Here is a 19,900-nt window from a genome sequence, read left to right as displayed (position 1 = left end):
TAAAAATGAAAATAAGTTCGATAGTATATTTTTGTCTCGCTATGCTGCCTCTTTCTGGGGCGGCACAGCAGGGCAATCTGACACAATATGTAAAACCTATTATCGGTACAGCCCGCATGGGGCATACCTTTCCTGGAGCTACCGTGCCGTTTGGTGCTGTGCAGCTGAGCCCCGATACAGATACGATTCCGTATGCGGTAAATGGCCGTTATAATGGCGACGTCTATAAATATTGTGCTGGCTACCAATACGACGACCCTACGATTGTAGGCTTTAGTCATACCCACTTCAGTGGTACTGGACATGCGGATTTAGGCGATATTTTAGTAATGCCAACGCAGGGTAAGGTGCAGTTAAACCCTGGCACGGCCGATAGGCCACAAGATGGTTACCGATCGCCGTATGCGCATGCTAATGAAACTGCCGCAGCAAACTATTACAGCGTATTGCTTGATAAGCATAAAATAAAAGCCGAGCTTACTACTACTACGCGTGTAGGGATACATCGGTATACTTTTCCGAAGTCGGATGCCTCACATCTTATCGTAGATCTTACTGCTGGAATTTATAACTACGACGGAAAAAATGTATGGACTGTCGTGCGGGTATTGAACGACAGCACCTTGGTGGGGTACAAACAAACCAATGGATGGGCGCGTACCAAAACGGTATATTTTGCCATAAAAACTTCAAAGCCTTTTAAAAATTATGGCTCAAAGTATGAAGATGGAAAAGCCGTTTATGGTGGTTTCTGGCGTAAGTTTGATCAAACCGATAATTTTCCTGACTTAGCTGCACATAATATTAAAATGCACCTGGATTTTGAAACTTCCGAAGGGGAGGATATTATCTTAAAAGTAGCGCTGAGTCCTGTAAGTATGAAAAATGCCTTGCAAAATATGGCGGTGGAAGCACCACATTGGGATTTCAATGGTTATGTAAAAGCTGGGCAGCAGGCTTGGGAACAGGAACTGCGTAAAATCCAGGTCGACATGTTAAACCAAGAGGATTTGGTAAACTTTTATACGGCGATGTATCACGCTAGTATGATGCCGACGATTTATATGGATACCAATGGAGAATATAAAGGATTAGACCAAGAGGTGCATAAAGCCGATGGATTTACAAACTATACCTCCTTCTCATTATGGGATACCTTTAGGGCTTTTCATCCTTTAATGAATCTGATAAACCCATCCCGCAATGCGGATATGGTCGCGTCTATGTTGGCGCACTATGATCAATCGGCATTGAAGATGCTACCAATATGGTCGCATTATGCCAACGATAACTGGTGTATGAGTGGTTACCACTCGGTATCGGTGGTGGTAGATGCGATTTTAAAAGGGGGTTATAAAGGTGATGCAGAAGCTGCTTTAGCCGCCTGTGTGCAGACGGCCAATGCTCGTAAATATGAGGGTATAGGGCCGTACATAGATTTGGGCTATGTTCCTGATGAGCTGTCGGGTACCTCGGTTTCGAATACATTGGAATATGCCTACGACGATTGGTGTATTGCGCAGCTGGCACAGAAATTAGGCAAGCAGGATATTTATGCTACCTTTAGCAAGCGGGCTGAAAATTGGAGAAATCTATACGATGCATCTATAGGTTTTATGCGCCCTAAGGATTCTAAGGGTGTATTTCGTGCCAAGTTTGATGTACTGGATACGCATGGCCAGGGATTTATTGAGGGTAATACTTGGAATTACAGTTTATATGTGCCACACCAGCCTGTAGAGATGATGCAGGTAATGGGCGGTGCTAAACGTTTAGAAAATTATTTGGATTCCTTATTTACTATGGAGCTTCCAGACAAGTATTTTGAACATACGGAGGATATTACCCGTGATGGAATTATTGGTAACTATGTGCATGGCAATGAGCCTTCACACCATGTCGCCTACTTATATAACATCACTAAAAGCCCTTATAAAACACAAGCGCGCGTGCGTCAGATTATTCGTAATCAATACCATAATGGTCACGATGGTTTAGGCGGTAACGACGATTGTGGGCAAATGTCGGCCTGGTATTTATTTAGTGCCTTAGGTTTTTATCCGGTAGCACCGGGTGAAGATGCATATTGGATTGGCAGTCCGCTGGTAAAATCGGCAAGCATAAACCTTGAAAATGGTCAGGTGTTACGTGTCGTGGCTAAAAACCAATCCGACAAGAATGTGTACGTAAAAAGTGTCTCGTTTAATGGAAAAGAAATTAACAATTTCCGTTTGTCGTATGAGGCTATAAAAAATGGTGGCGACCTTGTTTATGAAATGAGCAATAAGCCTAAAAAATAAAACGTTTACAAAAGGAGCCACATAGTATAGTGTGGCTCCTTTTATTTAAAGATAGACTAGGTGCTCTCTGTCTGTGATGATGCTTGGAGCTGCATGATAAGCTGCTCAACTTCCTTTTCTGATGCGGTAAGTTTGGCTTTACATACCTGAATTAATTCGGCCGCTCTTTTAATCTGTGCGGCAAGATCGTCTACATTACTATGCCCACTTTCTATAGCAGCGACAATCTGTTTTAGTTCCTGAAAAGCTTCTATATAGGTATATTTATTTTCCATGTTGTATTTCTTATTTCTTATTTCTTATTTCTGCGTGTTTAATTTGATAACGTTACACAAGATCCTGCCCTGCTGCCTGCAGGCGTTATACATTTTTTTTAACTACCACACTGCTTACCGACCCATCCAAGAGGCGCGTTTCGATGCTGTCGCCATCTTGCAACTGCTGTACTGAAGAAACAGCTCTCCCCTGAAAGGTGGTAATACTGAACCCCCGCTCTAAGAGGCGTTTGGGGTCGGCAAGTTTCAGTATACGCTCCAGGTTTTCCAATGTACTATGCTGATCTTTCAGAAGCTGTTGGCTAAAAAGCTGCATACGTTGCGACAGGATTTGGAGCTGATGCTGCTCCTGTGTGAATGTTTTTTTACTGTTCCACATCAAAGACTGGGCAAAGTCTTGCAGTAGTTTTTTTTCGCTGCTGAAGCGCTCCACAGCATGGCGAATTAAACGCTCCTGCAGTTGCTCTACAGGGATGGCGAAGTTATGATAGTGCTGGATCAGAAAATCAGCCAGTTCACTTGGTGTAATTGCATTTTTATAGGCCACCATTTCACTTACCGTTTCATTGGTCGAGTGGCCGATGCCTGTTAATACCGGAATGGGGAAGATAGCAATAGCACGTGCAAGCGCATAGTTGTTATAGCTGGAAAGGCCTACCTCGCCACCGCCACCACGAATAATCGCTACGGCATCGTATTTTTCGACCTGCTCCGCAATATTGGCTAACTGTGATAGGATAGAAGGTATAGATTTGTCGCCCTGAAGTAATGCCGGATAGAGGGTCGTTTCTATGCAATATCCCCAAGCGTTCTGCTGTATAATTTTATAAAAATCTGATAGTCCTTTACTTGTTTCAACCGATATAATTGCTAGGCGCTTCGGTACCAGCGGGAAGGACAGCTTTTTGTTGGCATCAAATAATCCCTCATGCTGCAACCGGGCTATATTTTCTTTTTTCTCGCGCTCCAATTCTCCCAGTACAAAGGTGGGGTCAATATCCACAATGCGTAGGCTTAAACCGTGCATGGGATCATAGGTTAGCCCTGCCTGAAAAAGTACCTGTATGCCATCGCGCAACGGCTCATTTAACAGCTTTATAAACTGGGTGTTTATACGTTCGTAGTCTGTTTTCCAAAGAATGGAACGCATCTCTGCAACAACCTTACCATTTGTCTTTTCTACAAGCTCGGGGTAGCAGTGCCCCGAATAGACATAGTGGTTTAGTTTATTCATTTCGGCCTTTATCCAATACAAACTCTTATACCTCTCGGCAATGGTTTTCTGTACACTTTTGGAAACCTCCAATAGCGAAAATATGGTTCTGTTGTTTACAACTTCGGGCATATCTCAAATATAGGCAAAACAGGGAATATTGAAAATGAAATCCATCACCTCCGTATTGTGTGTTTTCTTGCTATATTTAAGCCTTTAACCGCTACACGATGAAAGGTTTAAAAATCCTGATCTCTTTTTTCTTTGGATTCACAGGGCTGTACTGCGGCTGCGGCTGGGCGCAATTTATGCCTGCAGTAGCAAATAAAACATATTTATTGTCTCATGCAGGGCTGGGTGTACCTTTGAAGGACTTAGCTGACCTGCGCATGGCTGTGGTAACGGCTGACGCTAAAAAATATCAAGTGTTTATTGATCAGTTGAATCGATATGCCCACGTGGAGGTGCTTGATTTTACAGAACAGGGGCTGCATGCTAATCGGTTTAATACCTTCATTGTAACGGGCACAGTAGACGAATTGAAGGCGCAGCAATTGTACCTCCTGCAATGCGGGTTAGTGGATAAGAAAAATATGGTTTTATGTACCTTTTTAACGCAAGGACAGCAGGCATTCCTGCAGTTGGGGGGGCGTGTTACGGAGCTGCTGTATCCTGGTTTTTCCGCCGATGCACAGCGTAATATGGCGATGAGTATTTTCGGCGGCTTGGCTATAACGTCTGGTGACGTATCACAGCGTACCACACAAACACGTTTGCAGTATACCGTAGATTTAGGGGATACCTATGATTTAGGGAAGATGGCCAATCGTATTGACGGCATAGCCAATGAAGCGATCCGCGAACGCGCAACCCCTGGTATGGTGGTTATGGCGGTAAAAGATGGACAGGTTATTTTTGAGAAAAGTTATGGATGGCATACGTACAGTCGGGAGCAGCAGACACAGGTATCGGATATTTTTGATTTAGCCTCGGTCACTAAAGTTGTGGGAACGACGCCTGTGATTATGCACCTACAGGAAATTGGCGTGTTAAATTTGGATCGTACAATCGGAGACTATCTGCCTGCTGCTCGTACAACAAATAAAGCCTCCATACCCTTGCGTGCGGTGCTGCTGCACGAGGCGGGGTTTGTGCCTTTTATACCCTTTTATAAAAACCTTAAACCTGGAGATATGCAGGCCGATTCGTCGGCAACACATCAGGTAAAGGTTGCTGAGGGGGCCTACCTTCGTAATTTTTATTACCAAGATAGGATGTGGCCTGAAATGCTTATGACGGATGTTAAGCCCATGGGAAACTACCTTTATTCGGATATCAGCATGTATGTCATGCAGGAAATTGCCGAAACGCAAACACATACGCCAATAGATAAGTATGTGCAACAGTTGCTATTCGATCGTTTGGGCATGACGACTGCAGGCTACAACCCGTGGCAGCGTTTTGATAAAAGTAAAATTGTACCCACCGAAGTAGATAAGTCCTTCCGCAAGGGGCTCTTGCAGGGCTATGTACACGATCAAGGTGCCGCTATGGCAGGCGGTGTTGCTGGGCATGCCGGTTTGTTTGCTACGGCCAATGATCTTGCTATCTATGGGCAGCTGTTATTAAATAGAGGGCATTATGGTGGGCTGCAGTTTTTTAAGGCCCAAACAGTGGATTTATTTACGAGTAGACAGTCTAAAACAAGTCGACGTGGGTTGGGCTTTGACCGCTACGACATGGATACAAAAAAAGAGTATCCGTCGAAATTAGCCAATGCCAGCGTGTATGGCCATACCGGTTACACTGGAACCTGCTTTTGGGTCGATCCCGAAAACCAGCTTGTTTATATCTTTTTATCCAATAGAGTGCACCCCGATGTAAGTCCGAAGCTATTGGAATTAAATATTCGTGGGCGTATTTTAGATACGATTTACGAAGCTATACGGCAACCAAAGTCATCATTAATAACGCTCTAACTTGGTTAACTCTTCATAGTTGTTGTTTAACTTCTTCAAAAAGAAGCCATATACCATGCGGTAGTAAAACTTAATGACCAGCACCAATACAACGGCAAACAAGCTAAACAGGGCCGTGAATATAAAGATCAACAAAATAATGTAACTCCAATCTTTTACGGCGTCGTCGTGGTATTTCAGGTATATCTCATCCACCAAAACATGCACAAAGGTTATCAATATGGTCAGGTAAATACACCATAGGTTAAACTGTATATAGCGGTCGGCATTTTTGCGTACATCTAAAATGCTTTCCATCAGCGACTTCGTGTTTTGTGTGTTGTTGATTTTACGTAGGTTGATGAAAAATTTAAACATAAAATAAAGGACTACCACATAAAATACCAAGTCGTATACATAACCCAAAACGGCGAAGGCAAAAAACTTTTCTTTCTCCACCGGAATGCTGAACGATAGCGACAAGCCAATAATCAACTCCAGGCAGCAAATTATAAAAATCCATTTTACAATGGAGGAAGAGCTCTTCCGCAGCATGGTATGGATCTCATCTCCATTAACCTTAGGGAAGTCCTGATCTTTATTCCAATGTTTTTTTAATAAGTCTAACCCATCCATTACATTTCTCCGTTTTGATTTATCAACGTCCTTAACTTATTTTTTATACGGTTCATTTTTACACGGGCATTAACCTCCGAGATGCCCAGTGTTTCGGCAATCTCTGTATACTCTTTATCTTCCAGATACATGTACACCAGTGCTTTTTCAATATCATTGAGCCTGCGTACAGCAGCATAAAGGCTTTTTAACTGCTCCTCTTGCTGGGTATCGTACTCCTCATAACGTATATTTTGTAAAGAATTGTCCCAATCTACTGTCGTAATTTTACGTTTACTGCCACGGTACAACGAAATTGCAGTATTTAAAGCAACCCGATAAGCCCAAGTTGTAAATTTAGACTCCCCCTTAAAGGAAGGGTAGGCTTTCCACAGTTGAATTACCATCTCTTGAAATAAATCTTTGTGGCTATCCATATCCGCCGTATAGAGCTTACAGATCTTATGCAGGATATTTTGATTATCCTCTAGAAGATGTACAAATTCTATTTCTTTGGTCCTTATCATTCCTTACGTTAATAGGTCGAAAATAAGCATAAGATGTTACAGAATAATTTAATTTTATACACAGGTATTAAAAATTAGTAATTTAGCCCAATGGCGAAGTCAAAATCAGCATATTTTTGTCAGTCTTGTGGTTACGAGTCACCGAAGTGGCTGGGGCAGTGCCCCTCCTGCAAGCAATGGAATACCTTTGTAGAAGAAGTGGTGGAGAAGGCATCATCACGTGTTCCAGAATGGCGCAGCACAACACAGAACTTGCCGCAAGGCAATAAGCGACAAAATAAAGCAGCACAGATTCATGAAATAGTATATACCGAAGAGCAGCGTCTGCAGAGCCCCGATAAGGAGTTCAACCGTGTTTTGGGAGGTGGCATTGTATCCGGATCTTTAGTGCTTATAGGCGGGGAACCTGGTATAGGAAAATCAACTTTAATGTTGCAACTGGCGCTGTCAATGCCACATATTAAAGTACTCTATATATCGGGAGAGGAAAGCGAGCAGCAGATAAAAATGCGCGCCGAGCGACTGTCTCAAAATTCAAAGGCGAATTGTTATATTCTCACCGAAACATCCACACAGCATATTTTTAAACAGATAGAGGTCGTCGAACCTACGTTGGTGGTCATCGACTCCATACAAACGTTACATTCCTCGCAAATAGAATCGGCACCGGGTTCGGTGTCGCAGGTGCGGGAGTGTACCGCAGAGCTGTTGCGCTTTGCCAAGGAAACAAATACGCCGGTGTTTATTGTCGGGCATATCACCAAAGATGGGTCTATTGCAGGACCTAAGGTGCTGGAGCATATGGTGGATACTGTATTACAGTTTGAGGGCGATAGAAATCATGTGTACCGTATCTTAAGAGCGGTAAAAAACAGGTTTGGGTCGGCATCAGAACTTGGTATTTATGAGATGCAGGGTGCGGGGCTACGGGAGGTGTCTAACCCATCGGAAATTATGATCTCCCAGCGAGATGAACCGGTTAGCGGTGTCGCTATAGCGGCCATGCTGGAGGGGCTGCGCCCGTTGATGATTGAGGTGCAGGCACTCGTAAGCAACTCGGCATTCGGTACCCCACAGCGTAGCTCTACGGGCTTTGATACGAAAAGGCTCAATATGTTGCTGGCCGTATTGGAGAAAAAATTTGGTTTCCGCCTGAGTGCACAGGATGTATTTTTAAATATTGCCGGCGGCTTGCGTGTAGAAGATCCAGCCATAGATTTAGCCGTTATTGCGGCAATAATATCCTCACAGCAGGATATTGCCCTGCCAGCAAAGGTAGCCTTTTGCGGAGAGGTAGGTCTCTCCGGGGAGATCCGCGCTGTAAACCGTATAGATCAGCGTATTGCTGAAGCAGCAAAATTGGGTTTTGATGTTATCTTTATATCGAAGTATAACACAAAAGGGCTCGAGGCAAAAAAGTATGCTATTGCTATTCGGCCCATAGCGACATTAGAGGATCTGTTTAGGGCCGTGTTTGCTTAGTTTGCTTAATTTAATCCGGGAAAGCATATGTGGCATACGCTTTCCCGGAATATTTTATTTCAGTATAGCTCTAAGCTTTTCCTTTAAAGCATCTCCATGAAGGTTACGCGCTATAATAATGCCATTTGGGTCTACCAGGACATTCTGCGGTATCGCTTTAATACCATAAGGTATTGCCGCACCATTATTCCAGAATTGTAAATCTGAGATATGTTTCCAGGTCAAGTTATCATCTTCAATAGCCTTTTTCCACGGCCCTAATTCCTTGTCGAAAGAAACCCCTAAAATTTCAAAGTTTTTGTCTTTAAATTCGGCGTAGGTAGCCACAAGATTCGGATTTTCAGCACGGCATGGTGGGCACCATGAAGCCCAGAAGTCGACCAGCACATATTTACCTTTTAAATCTTGTAAGGAGTACGGGTTGCCATCCAGGTCAAACTGCGTAATACCTGGCGCTTTTTTTCCGACAGCAACTTGCTCCAAATTTTTTAGATAGCGTTCAAACATTTTGCCTTCCGTAGATTTGCGTACCGTTTTATCTAAAGTTTTAAATAGTTCGCGCATTTCTTTGAAATCGGGATCATAACCGCCTACACGCTGTATGGCGCGGATGGAGGTTTTTTCTTTGGGATTTGCCTTTACCTCATTTATCAATTCTTCCTTGGTCTGCGCTTGCAGAAAAAAGGGTAGAACAGCCAACAGCATTATCCATATCTTTTTCATAGTATTCCATTTTTTTATTTATCCAAATATATAAGAATCTCCTATTTTAGTGGTATAGCAATATTAAATATGACACAAATCGACCTTCCTTCATTATTTTCCTCCAAATTACCCGATACAGGTATAAGCATATTCACACAGATGTCGGCATTGGCGGCCCATCATCAAGCCATCAACCTATCCCAGGGATTCCCGGATTTTGATACCGATTCGCATTTAATTGAACTGGTCGATAAGTATATGCGAGCGGGTTTCAACCAATATGCACCTATGACAGGATTTCATGGCCTACGTGAATGTATAGCGCACAAGTATGCCAAACAGTATGGCGTGGATGTCGATGCAAATGCTGAGGTTACGATTACCGCTGGCGGCACGCAGGGTTTGTTTGACGTTATTGCGGCTGTGGTACGTGCCGACGATGAGGTTATTATTTTCGAGCCGGCTTACGATTCCTATCGGCCCGCGGTAGCGCTTTTTGGAGGCAAGGTCAAGGCTGTACAGTTGTTAGCGCCAGATTTTTCCATAAACTGGGACGAGGTAGCACAGCTTATCACGCAAAAAACACGATTGATTATTGTAAACAACCCTTCCAATCCTACAGGTAGGATATGGTCTGCGGAGGATATTTTGCAATTGGAAAGGCTGGTTAAAGATTCCGGCATTTTTGTGCTTAGCGACGAGGTTTATGAGCATATCGTTTTTGATGGCCGTCAACATCATACCCTGTTGAAGTCTGCTGTATTGCGCTCGCGTACTTTTGTGGTTTGCTCGTTTGGAAAACTGCTGCATACAACCGGCTGGAAAATAGGATATGTCATTGCGCCAGCTGCTTTAAGCCAAGAGTTTCGAAAGGTACACCAGTTTAATGTTTTTTCGGTTAATCTTCCGATACAGATGGCAATTGCTGCGTATTTAGGAGAAAACACCGACTACTACGCGGGTTTGCCCTTGTTCTTTCAAAAGAAACGGGAGTATTTAGTGCAGGGTTTAACAGCGAGTCGCTTTAAGGTATTGCCCTGTGAGGGCACCTATTTTTTGCTGCTCGATTATAGCGCTATATCCGACAAGTCGGAATTAGACTTTGCTCAACAGCTTACGCACGAGGCGGGGGTAGCGATGATTCCGGTGAGTGCTTTTTATAGCGATTCTAAAAATCAGCAGCTCTTGCGGATCTGCTTTGCTAAAAAGGAAGATACCTTACAGGAGGCTATAACGAGGTTAAAATTAGTGTAGCTAACGCAATGGTTTGCAGTGTTTTTTTAAAGGAATTAATTTTCTTTTTTACTGTTTTGCTTTCTAATTATTATTAGATTTGCTATTCACGATAATCATATTTATAAAACCTCTTAAATGGCAAGATTAAATTTATTAGAGGAAACGCGTTTTGAAAAGGTGCCGGTAACGGTGTATCCTAATCAAGATGTCGCTTCCGTACGTGTTGCAAATCGTATTGCTACAATCATCCGGGAAAAACAGGCCAAAGGTGAACATGCAGTGTTGGGGCTGGCTACAGGCGCTACTCCGGTAAAGGTTTATAAAGAGCTGGTACGTTTGCATAAGGAAGAAGGGTTAAGTTTTCAAAATGTCGTAACCTTTAATTTGGACGAGTATTTTCCAATGCTGCCTACAGCAGATCAGAGTTATGTAACGTTCATGAAAAAACACCTGTTTGATCATGTCGATATTATTCCTGGAAATATTAATATTCCGGATGGCACAATTGCACCGGAGGCTGTACAGGCTTATTGTGAACGGTTTGAACAGAAAATATCCGATTATGGGGGCTTAGATATTCAGCTATTGGGTATTGGTCGTACAGGCCATATAGGTTTCAATGAACCGGGTTCGGCGCCAAACTCTGGGACACGCTTGGTAACCTTAGACGATTTAACACGTCGGGATGCGTCTAGGGATTTTGGGGGTAAAGAAAATGTCCCTTCTAAAGCCATAACAATGGGGGTAGGAACAATTTTCAAAGCCAAAGATATTATACTAATGGCCTGGAATGAGAAAAAAGCAGCTATCGTCAAGAAAGCTGTAGAGGGAGAGATTTCTCCGGATATTCCGGCTACTTACCTTCAGCTTTCTGACCATGTCGAGTTTATCTTAGATCAGGATGCAGCATCATTACTCACACGCTTCGATACCCCCTGGTTGGCGCGGGATGTGGTATGGTCGGATAGCTTGACCACAAAGGCTGTAGTATGGTTGTCGCTAAAATTAGGAAAAGCGATTCTGAAACTTACAGACGACGATTATAACAACAATGGTATGGCCGATCTGGTCACTAAACAGGGGCCGGCGTATAGTATAAATATCAATATTTTTAATGATTTACAACGCACCATTACGGGCTGGCCTGGTGGCAAACCTAATGTCGATGATACCAATAGACCCGAACGAGCGGAGCCAGCACAAAAGAATGTGATTTTATTCTCGCCACACCCCGACGACGATGTGATTTCTATGGGGGGGACCTTTATACGTCTTGCTGATCAGGGGCATAATGTGCATGTTGCTTACCAAACATCGGGAAATACAGCCGTGTGGGACGATGATGTGTTGCGGTACTTGGAGTTTGTGCAGGATTTTGCCATCGCTATCGATGATGATCAGGGGGTGACCACAAAAATATATAACGACGCACGTGAGTTTTTCGGTACGAAGAAACCGAACCAGGTGGATCCCGAAATTATCCGAAAGGTGAAGGGCTTAATCCGTAAAGGTGAGGCGATTGCCGGAGCACGTTTTGTAGGGCTGCCAGATGAGCATATCCATTTTCAAAACTTACCGTTTTATGATCGCATGAAGTTTGCAAAGGAGGTTTCTTTTGAAGATGATATTCAACAGACGATGGAGCTATTGAGACAGGTAAAACCACATCAGGTGTTTGCTGCCGGAGATTTTGCTGATCCACATGGCACGCATAAGGTGTGTTTCGATATTATTCTGGAAGCGTTATTAAGGCTGCGCAGAACCGACGAATGGACGAAAGATTGTTGGTTATGGTTATATCGCGGCGCATGGCATGAGTACCCAATCCATGAAATTGAAATGGCTATTCCGCTATCTCCACAGGAGGTGAAAAGGAAACGTCTGGCCATTTTTAAACATCAGTCTCAAAAGGATGTACCTGTATTTCCGGGCGATGATCCGCGCGAGTTTTGGGTGCGTGCTGAAGATCGTACCAGCGAAACTGCTGCCTTATACCATAGATTGGGCCTTGCTGATTATGAAGCTATCGAGGCTTTTGTAAAATGGAAGTTTACGTAAACCTTATAATTTGTTACAAAGGAAAAAAGAGACTATTTCGATAGTCTCTTTTTTTTGTGGCATCTTTTGGCGTTAAATCTTTTTTTTCGTTGCACAATATCGTTTTACTATCTCGGCGCCTTAGAAATGGTGTGATTTATTTGTACGGTTTATTTTTTTATCTGTAAACGCTATTGTTTTACCTTTATTTTTAATTAAACTAAATTAAAATTATGAAGGCGAAATTTTTATTAACTGTAGCGGCAGTGCTTGGCTTTGCTGCTGTAGTGCATGCCCAAACAACAATTAAGGGTAAAGTAATAAATGCGCAAGGACAGCATATTCCGGATATCAATGTGTCTGCACTGAATAGAACTACAAAAACAGATCGACATGGTTTTTTTAAATTATATATTCCTGGTAAGGCGAGTTTTGATGTAGTATTTACGGGTGTTGGATACCGAAATTATCGCGTCAAAATCAAGCGTAAAACGGACAAGATCGATTTGAAAAATGTGTTGATGGAAAAGGTTGAACAGCCTATTGATCAGGTGCGTGTTATGGGGTATAACTCTGTAAATAAGCAAACCATAGCCTTGGGAAAGGGCGCAATTGTATCTAAAGATCTGCCACAGGCTGTTCAAATTATAAATGCGCAGGTGATTGCAGATCAGCAGGTGAATACTTTAGGCGATGCATTAAAAAATGCAAATGGCATCGCTATAGGTACTAACCGTGGGTCTGTAGGCGAGTCTTTTTTTGCTCGTGGTATGCGTATGAGCGATAATGATGTGCTTAAGAATGGCGCAACTAATAATATTGATGCCAATATTGAGGCGAGTACCCTGGAATCTGTTGAGATTTTAAAGGGCTCGGCTGCCTTATTATATGGTGGGGTATCGGGGGGTGCGGTCGTAAATTTGATTACCAAGAAGCCTAAATTTGAACTCGGTAGTGAGCTGTCTTTGCGTTACGGTAGTTGGGGGCGTTATAAGCCTATGCTGGATGTTTATGGGCCATTATCGAAACGTATAGCCTTTAGGTTGGTGAGTACGGGCGAATCTGCCGGTAGCTTCCGGGATTATGTAAAAACAAAACGTGCTTATATTAATCCTTCACTTTTGTATAAGTTATCGGAGCATACATCGATCAATTTTATGTTCGATTACCTGAAGGCTAATTTTACGCCAGATTTTGGGATAGGTACGCTTGATGGAAAAATCAATAAGGCGCTCAGTCGCAGTACGTATTTAAATGTGCCCTGGGCGTTTAACCGAACAAATTCTACCAACATACAGGTATCTTTGGATCATTCCTTTTCTAAAGACTGGAAAATGAGTGTGTTGCTTAGTCAGCACCATTATGGTAGAAATTACTATAGTTCGGAGCGTATTAGACCGGGGGTGGATTCAATGGCTGCGCTAACATTAAGGCGCATGAGGTGGGATGAAACTAGCCGTAATCAGCAGGTTAATATTACGGGAAGGTTTACTACTGCACGTTTTACACATCAGGTGCTAATCGGCGGAGACATGGATCAGGCAACGTATAAGGTGTATGCCTATGATATTTTTGGTAACCCGGAGCAGCCAACGGTGCCTACAGCAGAAATTGGCGCGATCAATGTGTTTAAGCCGGATATTGAATCCTTTGGTCGGATTCCGGAGGTTTCCTTAAAAACCCGATCGACAACAAGAGTATATCGGTATGGTGCTTTTGTTCAGGATTTAATCGGTATTACGGAAAAGTTTAAAGTTTTGGCAGGGCTGCGTTTTACCTACCATTTTACTCCGGCGACGGATCTGTGGGACTATCAAGCGGGTAAGACCCAACCTGCTGCTTTAAAGTTTAACGATAAGGCCTGGTCTCCTAAGGTCGCATTCATCTACCAACCATTACATGATTTAAGTCTGTACACAAGTTATACGAATAGCTTTATATCGAATAAAACGGCTATAGATAGTAATAATGTGCCATTAGGACCATCACTACTGGATCAATATGAGATCGGTGTAAAAAAGGATCTTCTACAAGGTAAGCTGTCTGTTAACGTTACGGCCTATAAAATTTTAAACCATAATTTGGCGCAAAATATCATTAAAGCCGACGGAAAGGTTGATGATCTCCATAAGGAGTTTTCTGGACAGACAACGAACGATGGGTTTGAGCTGGATATTAATGGTGACCTTTGTAAAGGTCTCCATGTTATTGCGGGCTATTCCTATAGCTTCAACCGTTTTACGAAAACCAATGATAAGGGCATGGTGGAGGGCGTCCGTATAGTGCGAAGTACCGCAAATACGGCAAACGCTACTGTGTTTTATACCGTTCAGTCTGGCCAACTAAAGGGATTAAAGCTGGGGGGGTCTGCTTTTTATACCGGCAAGCGCTTCGCTGGCTGGAATAATACCAAAGTAAATATTCTTAATAATACGAATAGACTTATTCCTTTGTCGGGATATACCACACTAGATTTATCTGTGGGCTACAGCATAGGCAAATTAAAAATCCTCGCTAAAGTGGGTAATGTGACGGATGTATTCAATTATGTTGTGCACGAAAATTACAGTGTTAATCCGATTACGCCACGTGATTTTACGACAACATGTAGTTACACCTTTTAATAGTAATATTTTGTAAAATATGGACAAAAAATATGGCCGAAAGGCCGTATTTTTTACAGCATTTGTACAGGCTGTTTCAACAAAACTAAATCTTGTCGCCTATGGCAAGCAAAAAATTTTCAATCTCTGATACTATACTGACGCCTTCGCTTGCTATTAAGAACGTGTAGCGTAGTGAGTTAGGGATAAATCCGAAATATTTCTTAAAAGCGGTAGTAAAATGTGTAGCATGTTTATAACCTGTTAAACGTGCAACATCTGAAACCCGGTACTCGCCCGTCATAATCAGCTTTCTGGCGTGTTCCATTTTAACATCTGTCATGTAATTCATTACAGTTTTTCCAAAATACTGTTTGAAATATTTCTTTAAATACTGCTCATTAGTACCTATTTTTTTTGCAATTTCTTGTATGGTATACGATTGGGTAAAGTCTTTTTCAATCAGAGCTTTGGCAAGTAGTATCTTGTCGTAATGGTTTTTATTTATAATGATTTCATGTTTCTCATTTTCAGCATAAAGACCCTCTATCTGATGCACAATGGCTTCAATAATATGTGCTTGTATACGTAACTTGTTGAGAGGTGTTACAATGGAGTTAAGATCTAAAATTTGATTGATAATAAGGCGTATACGGTTGTCACTTTTTGTCATCATACCGTTTTTGAAACGGCTGTTATGACTGTCAAATTTAACCTTAAAATCGTGTAACATTTCTTGAGGTACAAAAATCGCTATCGCAATATTCCCTTCATAGATATTTTTCCATTCTAAGACCTCGCCTTTTTGCACGCTATGTATAATATTTTCACCGCCGCGCACAATAAAGGATTGTTGGCGAAATACATAGGGACAAATACAGGTATTACCAGCGCTAGGGAGCAGAATATTTAAAAAACCAGTAATGGGGCTGCATACTTTTTTTGTCTCGGTACTATCTAAAATAATATAATGTCCTATAAACCTGGTGTTTATTAATTCTTCTACGCTAAGAGCTTCCATTTCAGGTAAGTTATTTTCCGAATATGAAACTATTTTTTCTGATTGCGTCATTTTTATGCCTTATTAAGCGATAGATTTGCGTTACCAAATTTTATTTAGACTTGTTCTAAAATGCAGGCCTAAGTTAGGGTATTAAACGCAAATAATGAAAAAATTCTATTTATCGATATTTTTTGTCGTATTCGTATTACAAGTCTTTGCACAACAATTTTTTACCATTAAGGGGAAGGTACATAGCGATAACGGTGTCCCACTGTCACATGTTACTTTAAAAATCGAAGGAACACCTTTCGTAGCGATAACCGATGCGAATGGAAATTATAGTTTTTCCCAATTAAAGGGGGGTAGATATACGCTTATTGTATCATCCATAGAAATAAAACCTAAAAAGTTAACACTGCACGTTACAAAAGACCAGCCGGATTTGCATATACATATTGATGCGAAGGGGCATATGGCGCTGGATGAGGTGCTGGTAGAACGTACATCCGTTAAAAAGGAAATTGAAACCAGTGGCTTTGCTGTTAATGTTATCGAAACAAAAGAGGCGGCATTGCAGAATATACAGACTACTGAACTATTAGACCGTTCGGCGGGGGTTAAGATCCGTCAAGATGGTGGCCTGGGGTCTTCTATGGTGCTTAATTTAAATGGTTTAAGTGGAAATGCGGTTAAGGTTTTTATTGATGGGGTACCCATGTCAAACTATGGACGTTCGTTTTCTATAAACAGTATTCCTCCGGCACTTATTGAAAGAATTGAGGTCTATAAAGGCGTTGTTCCGGGGTATCTTTCGGAAGATGCGCTTGGTGGAGCGATTAATATTGTTTTAAAGAAGAATATAAAAAATGTAATTAATACTTCTTATTCATTTGGTTCTTTTAATACCCACCAGTGGCAAGGTAATGGAAGTTATAAACTTAAGGAGGATTTAGCCGTACGATTTTCGGGTTTTCATAATTATTCTGACAACAATTATGAGGTATGGGGAGAGGATATTAACTATTATGATTATTTAGGCTCTTCAACGCCCGCTAATAAGCGAGTAAAACGCTTTAATGATGCTTATCGTTCGTCGGGTGGTCGTATTGAGCTTGGAATAACCAATAAAAAATGGGCGGATCAGTTGTTTTTGGGGGCTTTATTGTCGGGGCAAATGCGCGAAATGCAACACGGCGTCTCGATGAAAATGGTGTATGGAAATAGGCATAACCGACAAAAATCACAGGTTTATACGTTAAACTATAAAAAACAAAACCTTTTCGTTGATGGCTTATCCCTTAGTGTAGATGGTAGTATTTCTTTGTTGGAGCGCAATAATATTGATACCATTGGTGATTATTACGATTGGAGTGGTAAACCTATTTTGGATAATAATGGTAACGTGGTGCAGTGGGCTAAAGGTGCTGAACAATCTAGGTTGGGGAAATCCTATTCTATAAACGATGAAACCGCATTTGTTGTGCGTACGAATTTGAGTTACCGTATCACGCCTAATAATAGTATTCATGCTAATATTTTGTATAATAGTTTTAAACGTGGCGTGGATGATAAAAGAAGAGATCAAACGTGGCGTGATTTTCAAAATACAAGGGATTTATCTAAAGGTATCCTAAGTTTGACCTACGAGAACTTAGCCTTTAACAACAGGTTGAGGACCAATGCTTTCTTTAAACATTATCTTCAAACGGTGAGATCGCACGAGCCAAAGCGGGTTTCGGGTGTATGGGAAAAGGAGCAGATCGATAAAAAAATCGATGCTAGTGGATATGGTGTAGCCTTGTCTTACCAGCTGTTGCCTAAGTTTTTTATTCTCGCCTCTGGCGAACGTGCTATTCGCTTACCTAGCGAAGGGGAGACTTTTGGAAATGATTTGGAAAATGAGGTGCCCAATTATGGCTTAAACCCCGAACGAAGTGTGAATATAAACCTAGGTTTTAACCTCGGCCCTTATCGTATTGAACAGCATAGCATCAATTTAAATACCTCTTTATTCCGTAGAAATGTTAAAGGAATGATTCGCAAAGGTATTTCTGCTGACTCGCAAGATATTGCTTTTTTTGAAAATTTAGATAATGTGGAAGCGCGTGGTTTTGATGCGGAACTAACGTATCGCTACTCGGATAAACTGCAGTTTTTATTTACGACATCGAAATTTAATGCCTTGTTTAATACGGAATTTAATGAAAATGGAGCGCGTTATTCTTATTATAGACAGCAGATTAGGAATGAACCTTCTTATAAATTTAGCGGGTCGCTAACCTACTATGTGCCGAATTTGTTCCAAAAAGGATCTAGGGCGAGTGTAACCTATGGCGTAAATTATGTGAATCGCTTTCTTCGGGATTGGGCTGGTTTAGGTGGCAGTGGGTTGAATTGGATTCCTCAACAGTTTGTAAATGATATTGGTCTTACCTATACTTTGGCCAACCAACGTTGGACTTTAGGTTTGGATGCGAAAAATATTGCAGATAGGCAGGTGTTCGATAATTTCAAAATCCAACGTCCGGGTAGGGCTTTCTATGCGAAATTAACATACAACTTATTTTATAATTAAAATTTAATATTATGAAGTTCAATTTTTTAAATTCAGTTCTTGCCGTTGGTATGGGATTGATGATGTTTACCTCTTGTAGTAAAAGTGATAACGCTGGCGGTGAAGAGCCAGGTGGACAGCAGGGTGTTAAGGGGGATTTTCAATTGGCCTACTTTTCTAAGGGTTCTGATGCGGAAGCTACTTATGTGCAAGGTTTAAAAGATCTTAATACTGGCGATATATCCTTTAAAAATTTTGGTTTCCGCTTACCTGCAACGGTTACAACGCGTTTTTACTCTTCTACTGATGGCTCTTTGGTATATGCATTGGACTATCCGGTAGGAACCTTAGCTAAATATATGTATTTGGGCGGGCAGAATTATGCGCGTGTTGGTGGCGAATTAAATGCTTCTATTCCTTTAGGTGTTAATGCTTTACGTCTTACAAAAATTGATGATAGTTTCGCTATGGTACATGCTGTAGGTGCTACTGCGGGCCCTTCACAGATATCAGAGTCGGTTGTTACTATGAAGCCAGATACGGCACAGATTGGGGTTATTAATCTTCAAAATATGCGTATCGATGTAGCGGATAGAGCTGTTATCATGGATTTAGGCGATGATATTCGTAAACTGGGCTACCGTATTTTCCGTATCGATGCTCCTGTTGTTGCTAATGGTAAAGCATTTTATGGATGTGGTTTGCAGCGCTATAATCTTGAAACTGGGAAAAATGACAATACCTTACCTCGCGAATATGCTGCAGTATTACAAGTGGATTACCCGTCGTTAAAAAATCCAAAAGTTGTCGTTACACAGCATATAAAAGGAAATACGAACGGCTATAGAACGCCAAATTTACATAAAGATGAGGATGGAAATATTTTAGTGTTGGCCTCTTCCTCAGGCAAAAATATTAGTATTGGTAAAATTGTTAACGGCAATTTTGATACCTCTTTCAAATTGGATATAACAGCACAACTTCCTACAGCAGTTTCTTCTAACGGTTGGTTTTATGTAGGTAACGGTATTGCCTATGTTCCATATTCTGACTCGGGTTCTAAAGATTGGAGAGTAGCGCGTGTCAATGTGAAAGATGGTTCTGTGGTTAAGTTGGATGTACCTGCAGGTTTGGATTTGTCGGATTACCAATATTCGGTAGCTCGTAATGGCAAATTCTATATGGCGCTTTCTCCAAAAGAAGGAAAGGGCAACGTCTATATTTTTGATGTTAATAATGCTGCTCCAACAGCCTTTACGAAAGGGGCTAATATTACGTCTGCTGCGGGTCAATATTATATTGGTATTTTTTAAGCTGTACACTTACTGTTATAGTTAACAGCTAAAGGGGCTATCTTTTTTGAAAGATAGCCCCTTTTTAATGGATAGGATT

At 41.6% G+C, this 19,900-nt stretch carries 14 protein-coding genes; 8 read left to right on the top strand and 6 right to left on the bottom strand.

Features of this window, described 5'->3' with window-relative positions; all coding sequences use genetic code 11:
• Positions 1-5 precede the first annotated feature (5 nt).
• Positions 6-2,300, top strand: coding sequence for a GH92 family glycosyl hydrolase (locus ACL9RF_RS09290; RefSeq protein WP_422800336.1), 2,295 nt, complete (start codon positions 6-8; stop codon positions 2,298-2,300).
• Positions 2,301-2,356: 56 nt separating this feature from the next.
• Here ACL9RF_RS09290 and xseB read toward each other — a convergent pair whose 3' ends face one another.
• Together xseB and xseA are read right to left on the bottom strand one after the other, a co-directional pair.
• The gene (gene xseB, locus ACL9RF_RS09285; RefSeq protein WP_422800335.1) at positions 2,357-2,575 is read right to left on the bottom strand and encodes an exodeoxyribonuclease VII small subunit; all 219 of its coding nucleotides are present in this window, start codon (positions 2,573-2,575) and stop codon (positions 2,357-2,359) included.
• 85 nt (positions 2,576-2,660) lie between these two features.
• Positions 2,661-3,920, bottom strand: a complete 1,260-nt coding sequence (xseA, locus tag ACL9RF_RS09280; RefSeq protein ID WP_422800334.1) for an exodeoxyribonuclease VII large subunit — start codon at positions 3,918-3,920, stop codon at positions 2,661-2,663.
• Between the two features lie 98 nt (positions 3,921-4,018).
• Here xseA and ACL9RF_RS09275 point away from each other — a divergent pair, with 98 nt between their 5' ends.
• Entirely contained in the window at positions 4,019-5,767 is a 1,749-nt protein-coding gene (locus ACL9RF_RS09275) for a serine hydrolase domain-containing protein (protein ID WP_422800333.1), read from the top strand.
• On the opposite strand, the gene ACL9RF_RS09270 is transcribed toward ACL9RF_RS09275, so the two are convergent.
• Together ACL9RF_RS09270 and ACL9RF_RS09265 are read right to left on the bottom strand one after the other, a co-directional pair.
• Positions 5,753-6,382 carry a hypothetical protein gene (locus ACL9RF_RS09270; protein ID WP_422800332.1) on the bottom strand — a complete coding sequence of 210 codons (630 nt, stop codon included), beginning with the start codon at positions 6,380-6,382 and terminating at the stop codon, positions 5,753-5,755. The genes ACL9RF_RS09275 and ACL9RF_RS09270 overlap by 15 nt on opposite strands.
• Positions 6,382-6,888 (bottom strand): RNA polymerase sigma factor, encoded by a 507-nt coding sequence (locus tag ACL9RF_RS09265; protein WP_422800331.1) that lies wholly within the window; start codon positions 6,886-6,888, stop codon positions 6,382-6,384. The genes ACL9RF_RS09270 and ACL9RF_RS09265 overlap by 1 nt, the downstream gene beginning before the upstream one ends.
• A gap of 90 nt (positions 6,889-6,978) precedes the next feature.
• On the opposite strand from ACL9RF_RS09265, the gene radA reads away from it, so the two are divergent.
• A complete protein-coding gene (gene radA / locus ACL9RF_RS09260; protein ID WP_422800330.1) occupies positions 6,979-8,370 on the top strand; it encodes a DNA repair protein RadA in 1,392 nt (463 codons plus the stop codon).
• A 54-nt stretch (positions 8,371-8,424) separates the two neighbouring features.
• On the opposite strand, the gene ACL9RF_RS09255 is transcribed toward radA, so the two are convergent.
• Complete coding sequence (locus ACL9RF_RS09255) at positions 8,425-9,093, bottom strand: TlpA family protein disulfide reductase (protein WP_422800329.1); 669 nt, start codon at positions 9,091-9,093, stop codon at positions 8,425-8,427.
• A gap of 69 nt (positions 9,094-9,162) precedes the next feature.
• On the opposite strand from ACL9RF_RS09255, the gene ACL9RF_RS09250 reads away from it, so the two are divergent.
• The 3 genes from ACL9RF_RS09250 to ACL9RF_RS09240 all read left to right on the top strand — a co-directional run bounded on the left by ACL9RF_RS09250 (position 9,163) and on the right by ACL9RF_RS09240 (position 14,972).
• Positions 9,163-10,329 carry a methionine aminotransferase gene (locus ACL9RF_RS09250; RefSeq protein WP_422800328.1) on the top strand — a complete coding sequence of 389 codons (1,167 nt, stop codon included), beginning with the start codon at positions 9,163-9,165 and terminating at the stop codon, positions 10,327-10,329.
• Between the two features lie 117 nt (positions 10,330-10,446).
• Entirely contained in the window at positions 10,447-12,369 is a 1,923-nt protein-coding gene (gene nagB, locus ACL9RF_RS09245) for a glucosamine-6-phosphate deaminase (protein ID WP_422800327.1), read from the top strand.
• A 212-nt stretch (positions 12,370-12,581) separates the two neighbouring features.
• Positions 12,582-14,972, top strand: a complete 2,391-nt coding sequence (locus ACL9RF_RS09240) for a TonB-dependent siderophore receptor (protein ID WP_422800326.1) — start codon at positions 12,582-12,584, stop codon at positions 14,970-14,972.
• Positions 14,973-15,057: 85 nt separating this feature from the next.
• Here ACL9RF_RS09240 and ACL9RF_RS09235 read toward each other — a convergent pair whose 3' ends face one another.
• The gene (locus tag ACL9RF_RS09235; RefSeq protein ID WP_422800325.1) at positions 15,058-16,023 is read right to left on the bottom strand and encodes a helix-turn-helix transcriptional regulator; all 966 of its coding nucleotides are present in this window, start codon (positions 16,021-16,023) and stop codon (positions 15,058-15,060) included.
• A gap of 94 nt (positions 16,024-16,117) precedes the next feature.
• Between ACL9RF_RS09235 and ACL9RF_RS09230 the strand changes: the two genes are divergently transcribed.
• Positions 16,118-18,529, top strand: coding sequence for a TonB-dependent receptor (locus ACL9RF_RS09230; protein ID WP_422800324.1), 2,412 nt, complete (start codon positions 16,118-16,120; stop codon positions 18,527-18,529).
• Between the two features lie 11 nt (positions 18,530-18,540).
• Positions 18,541-19,821: a hypothetical protein gene (locus ACL9RF_RS09225; RefSeq protein WP_422800323.1), complete on the top strand. Its 1,281-nt coding sequence runs from the start codon at positions 18,541-18,543 to the stop codon at positions 19,819-19,821.
• The last annotated feature ends 79 nt before the right edge of the window (positions 19,822-19,900 follow it).

It is taken from the genome of Sphingobacterium sp. Mn56C (assembly GCF_049319645.1).
Taxonomy (GTDB): Bacteria; Bacteroidota; Bacteroidia; order Sphingobacteriales; family Sphingobacteriaceae; genus Sphingobacterium.
This window is presented reverse-complemented; position numbering and strand designations above follow the sequence as displayed.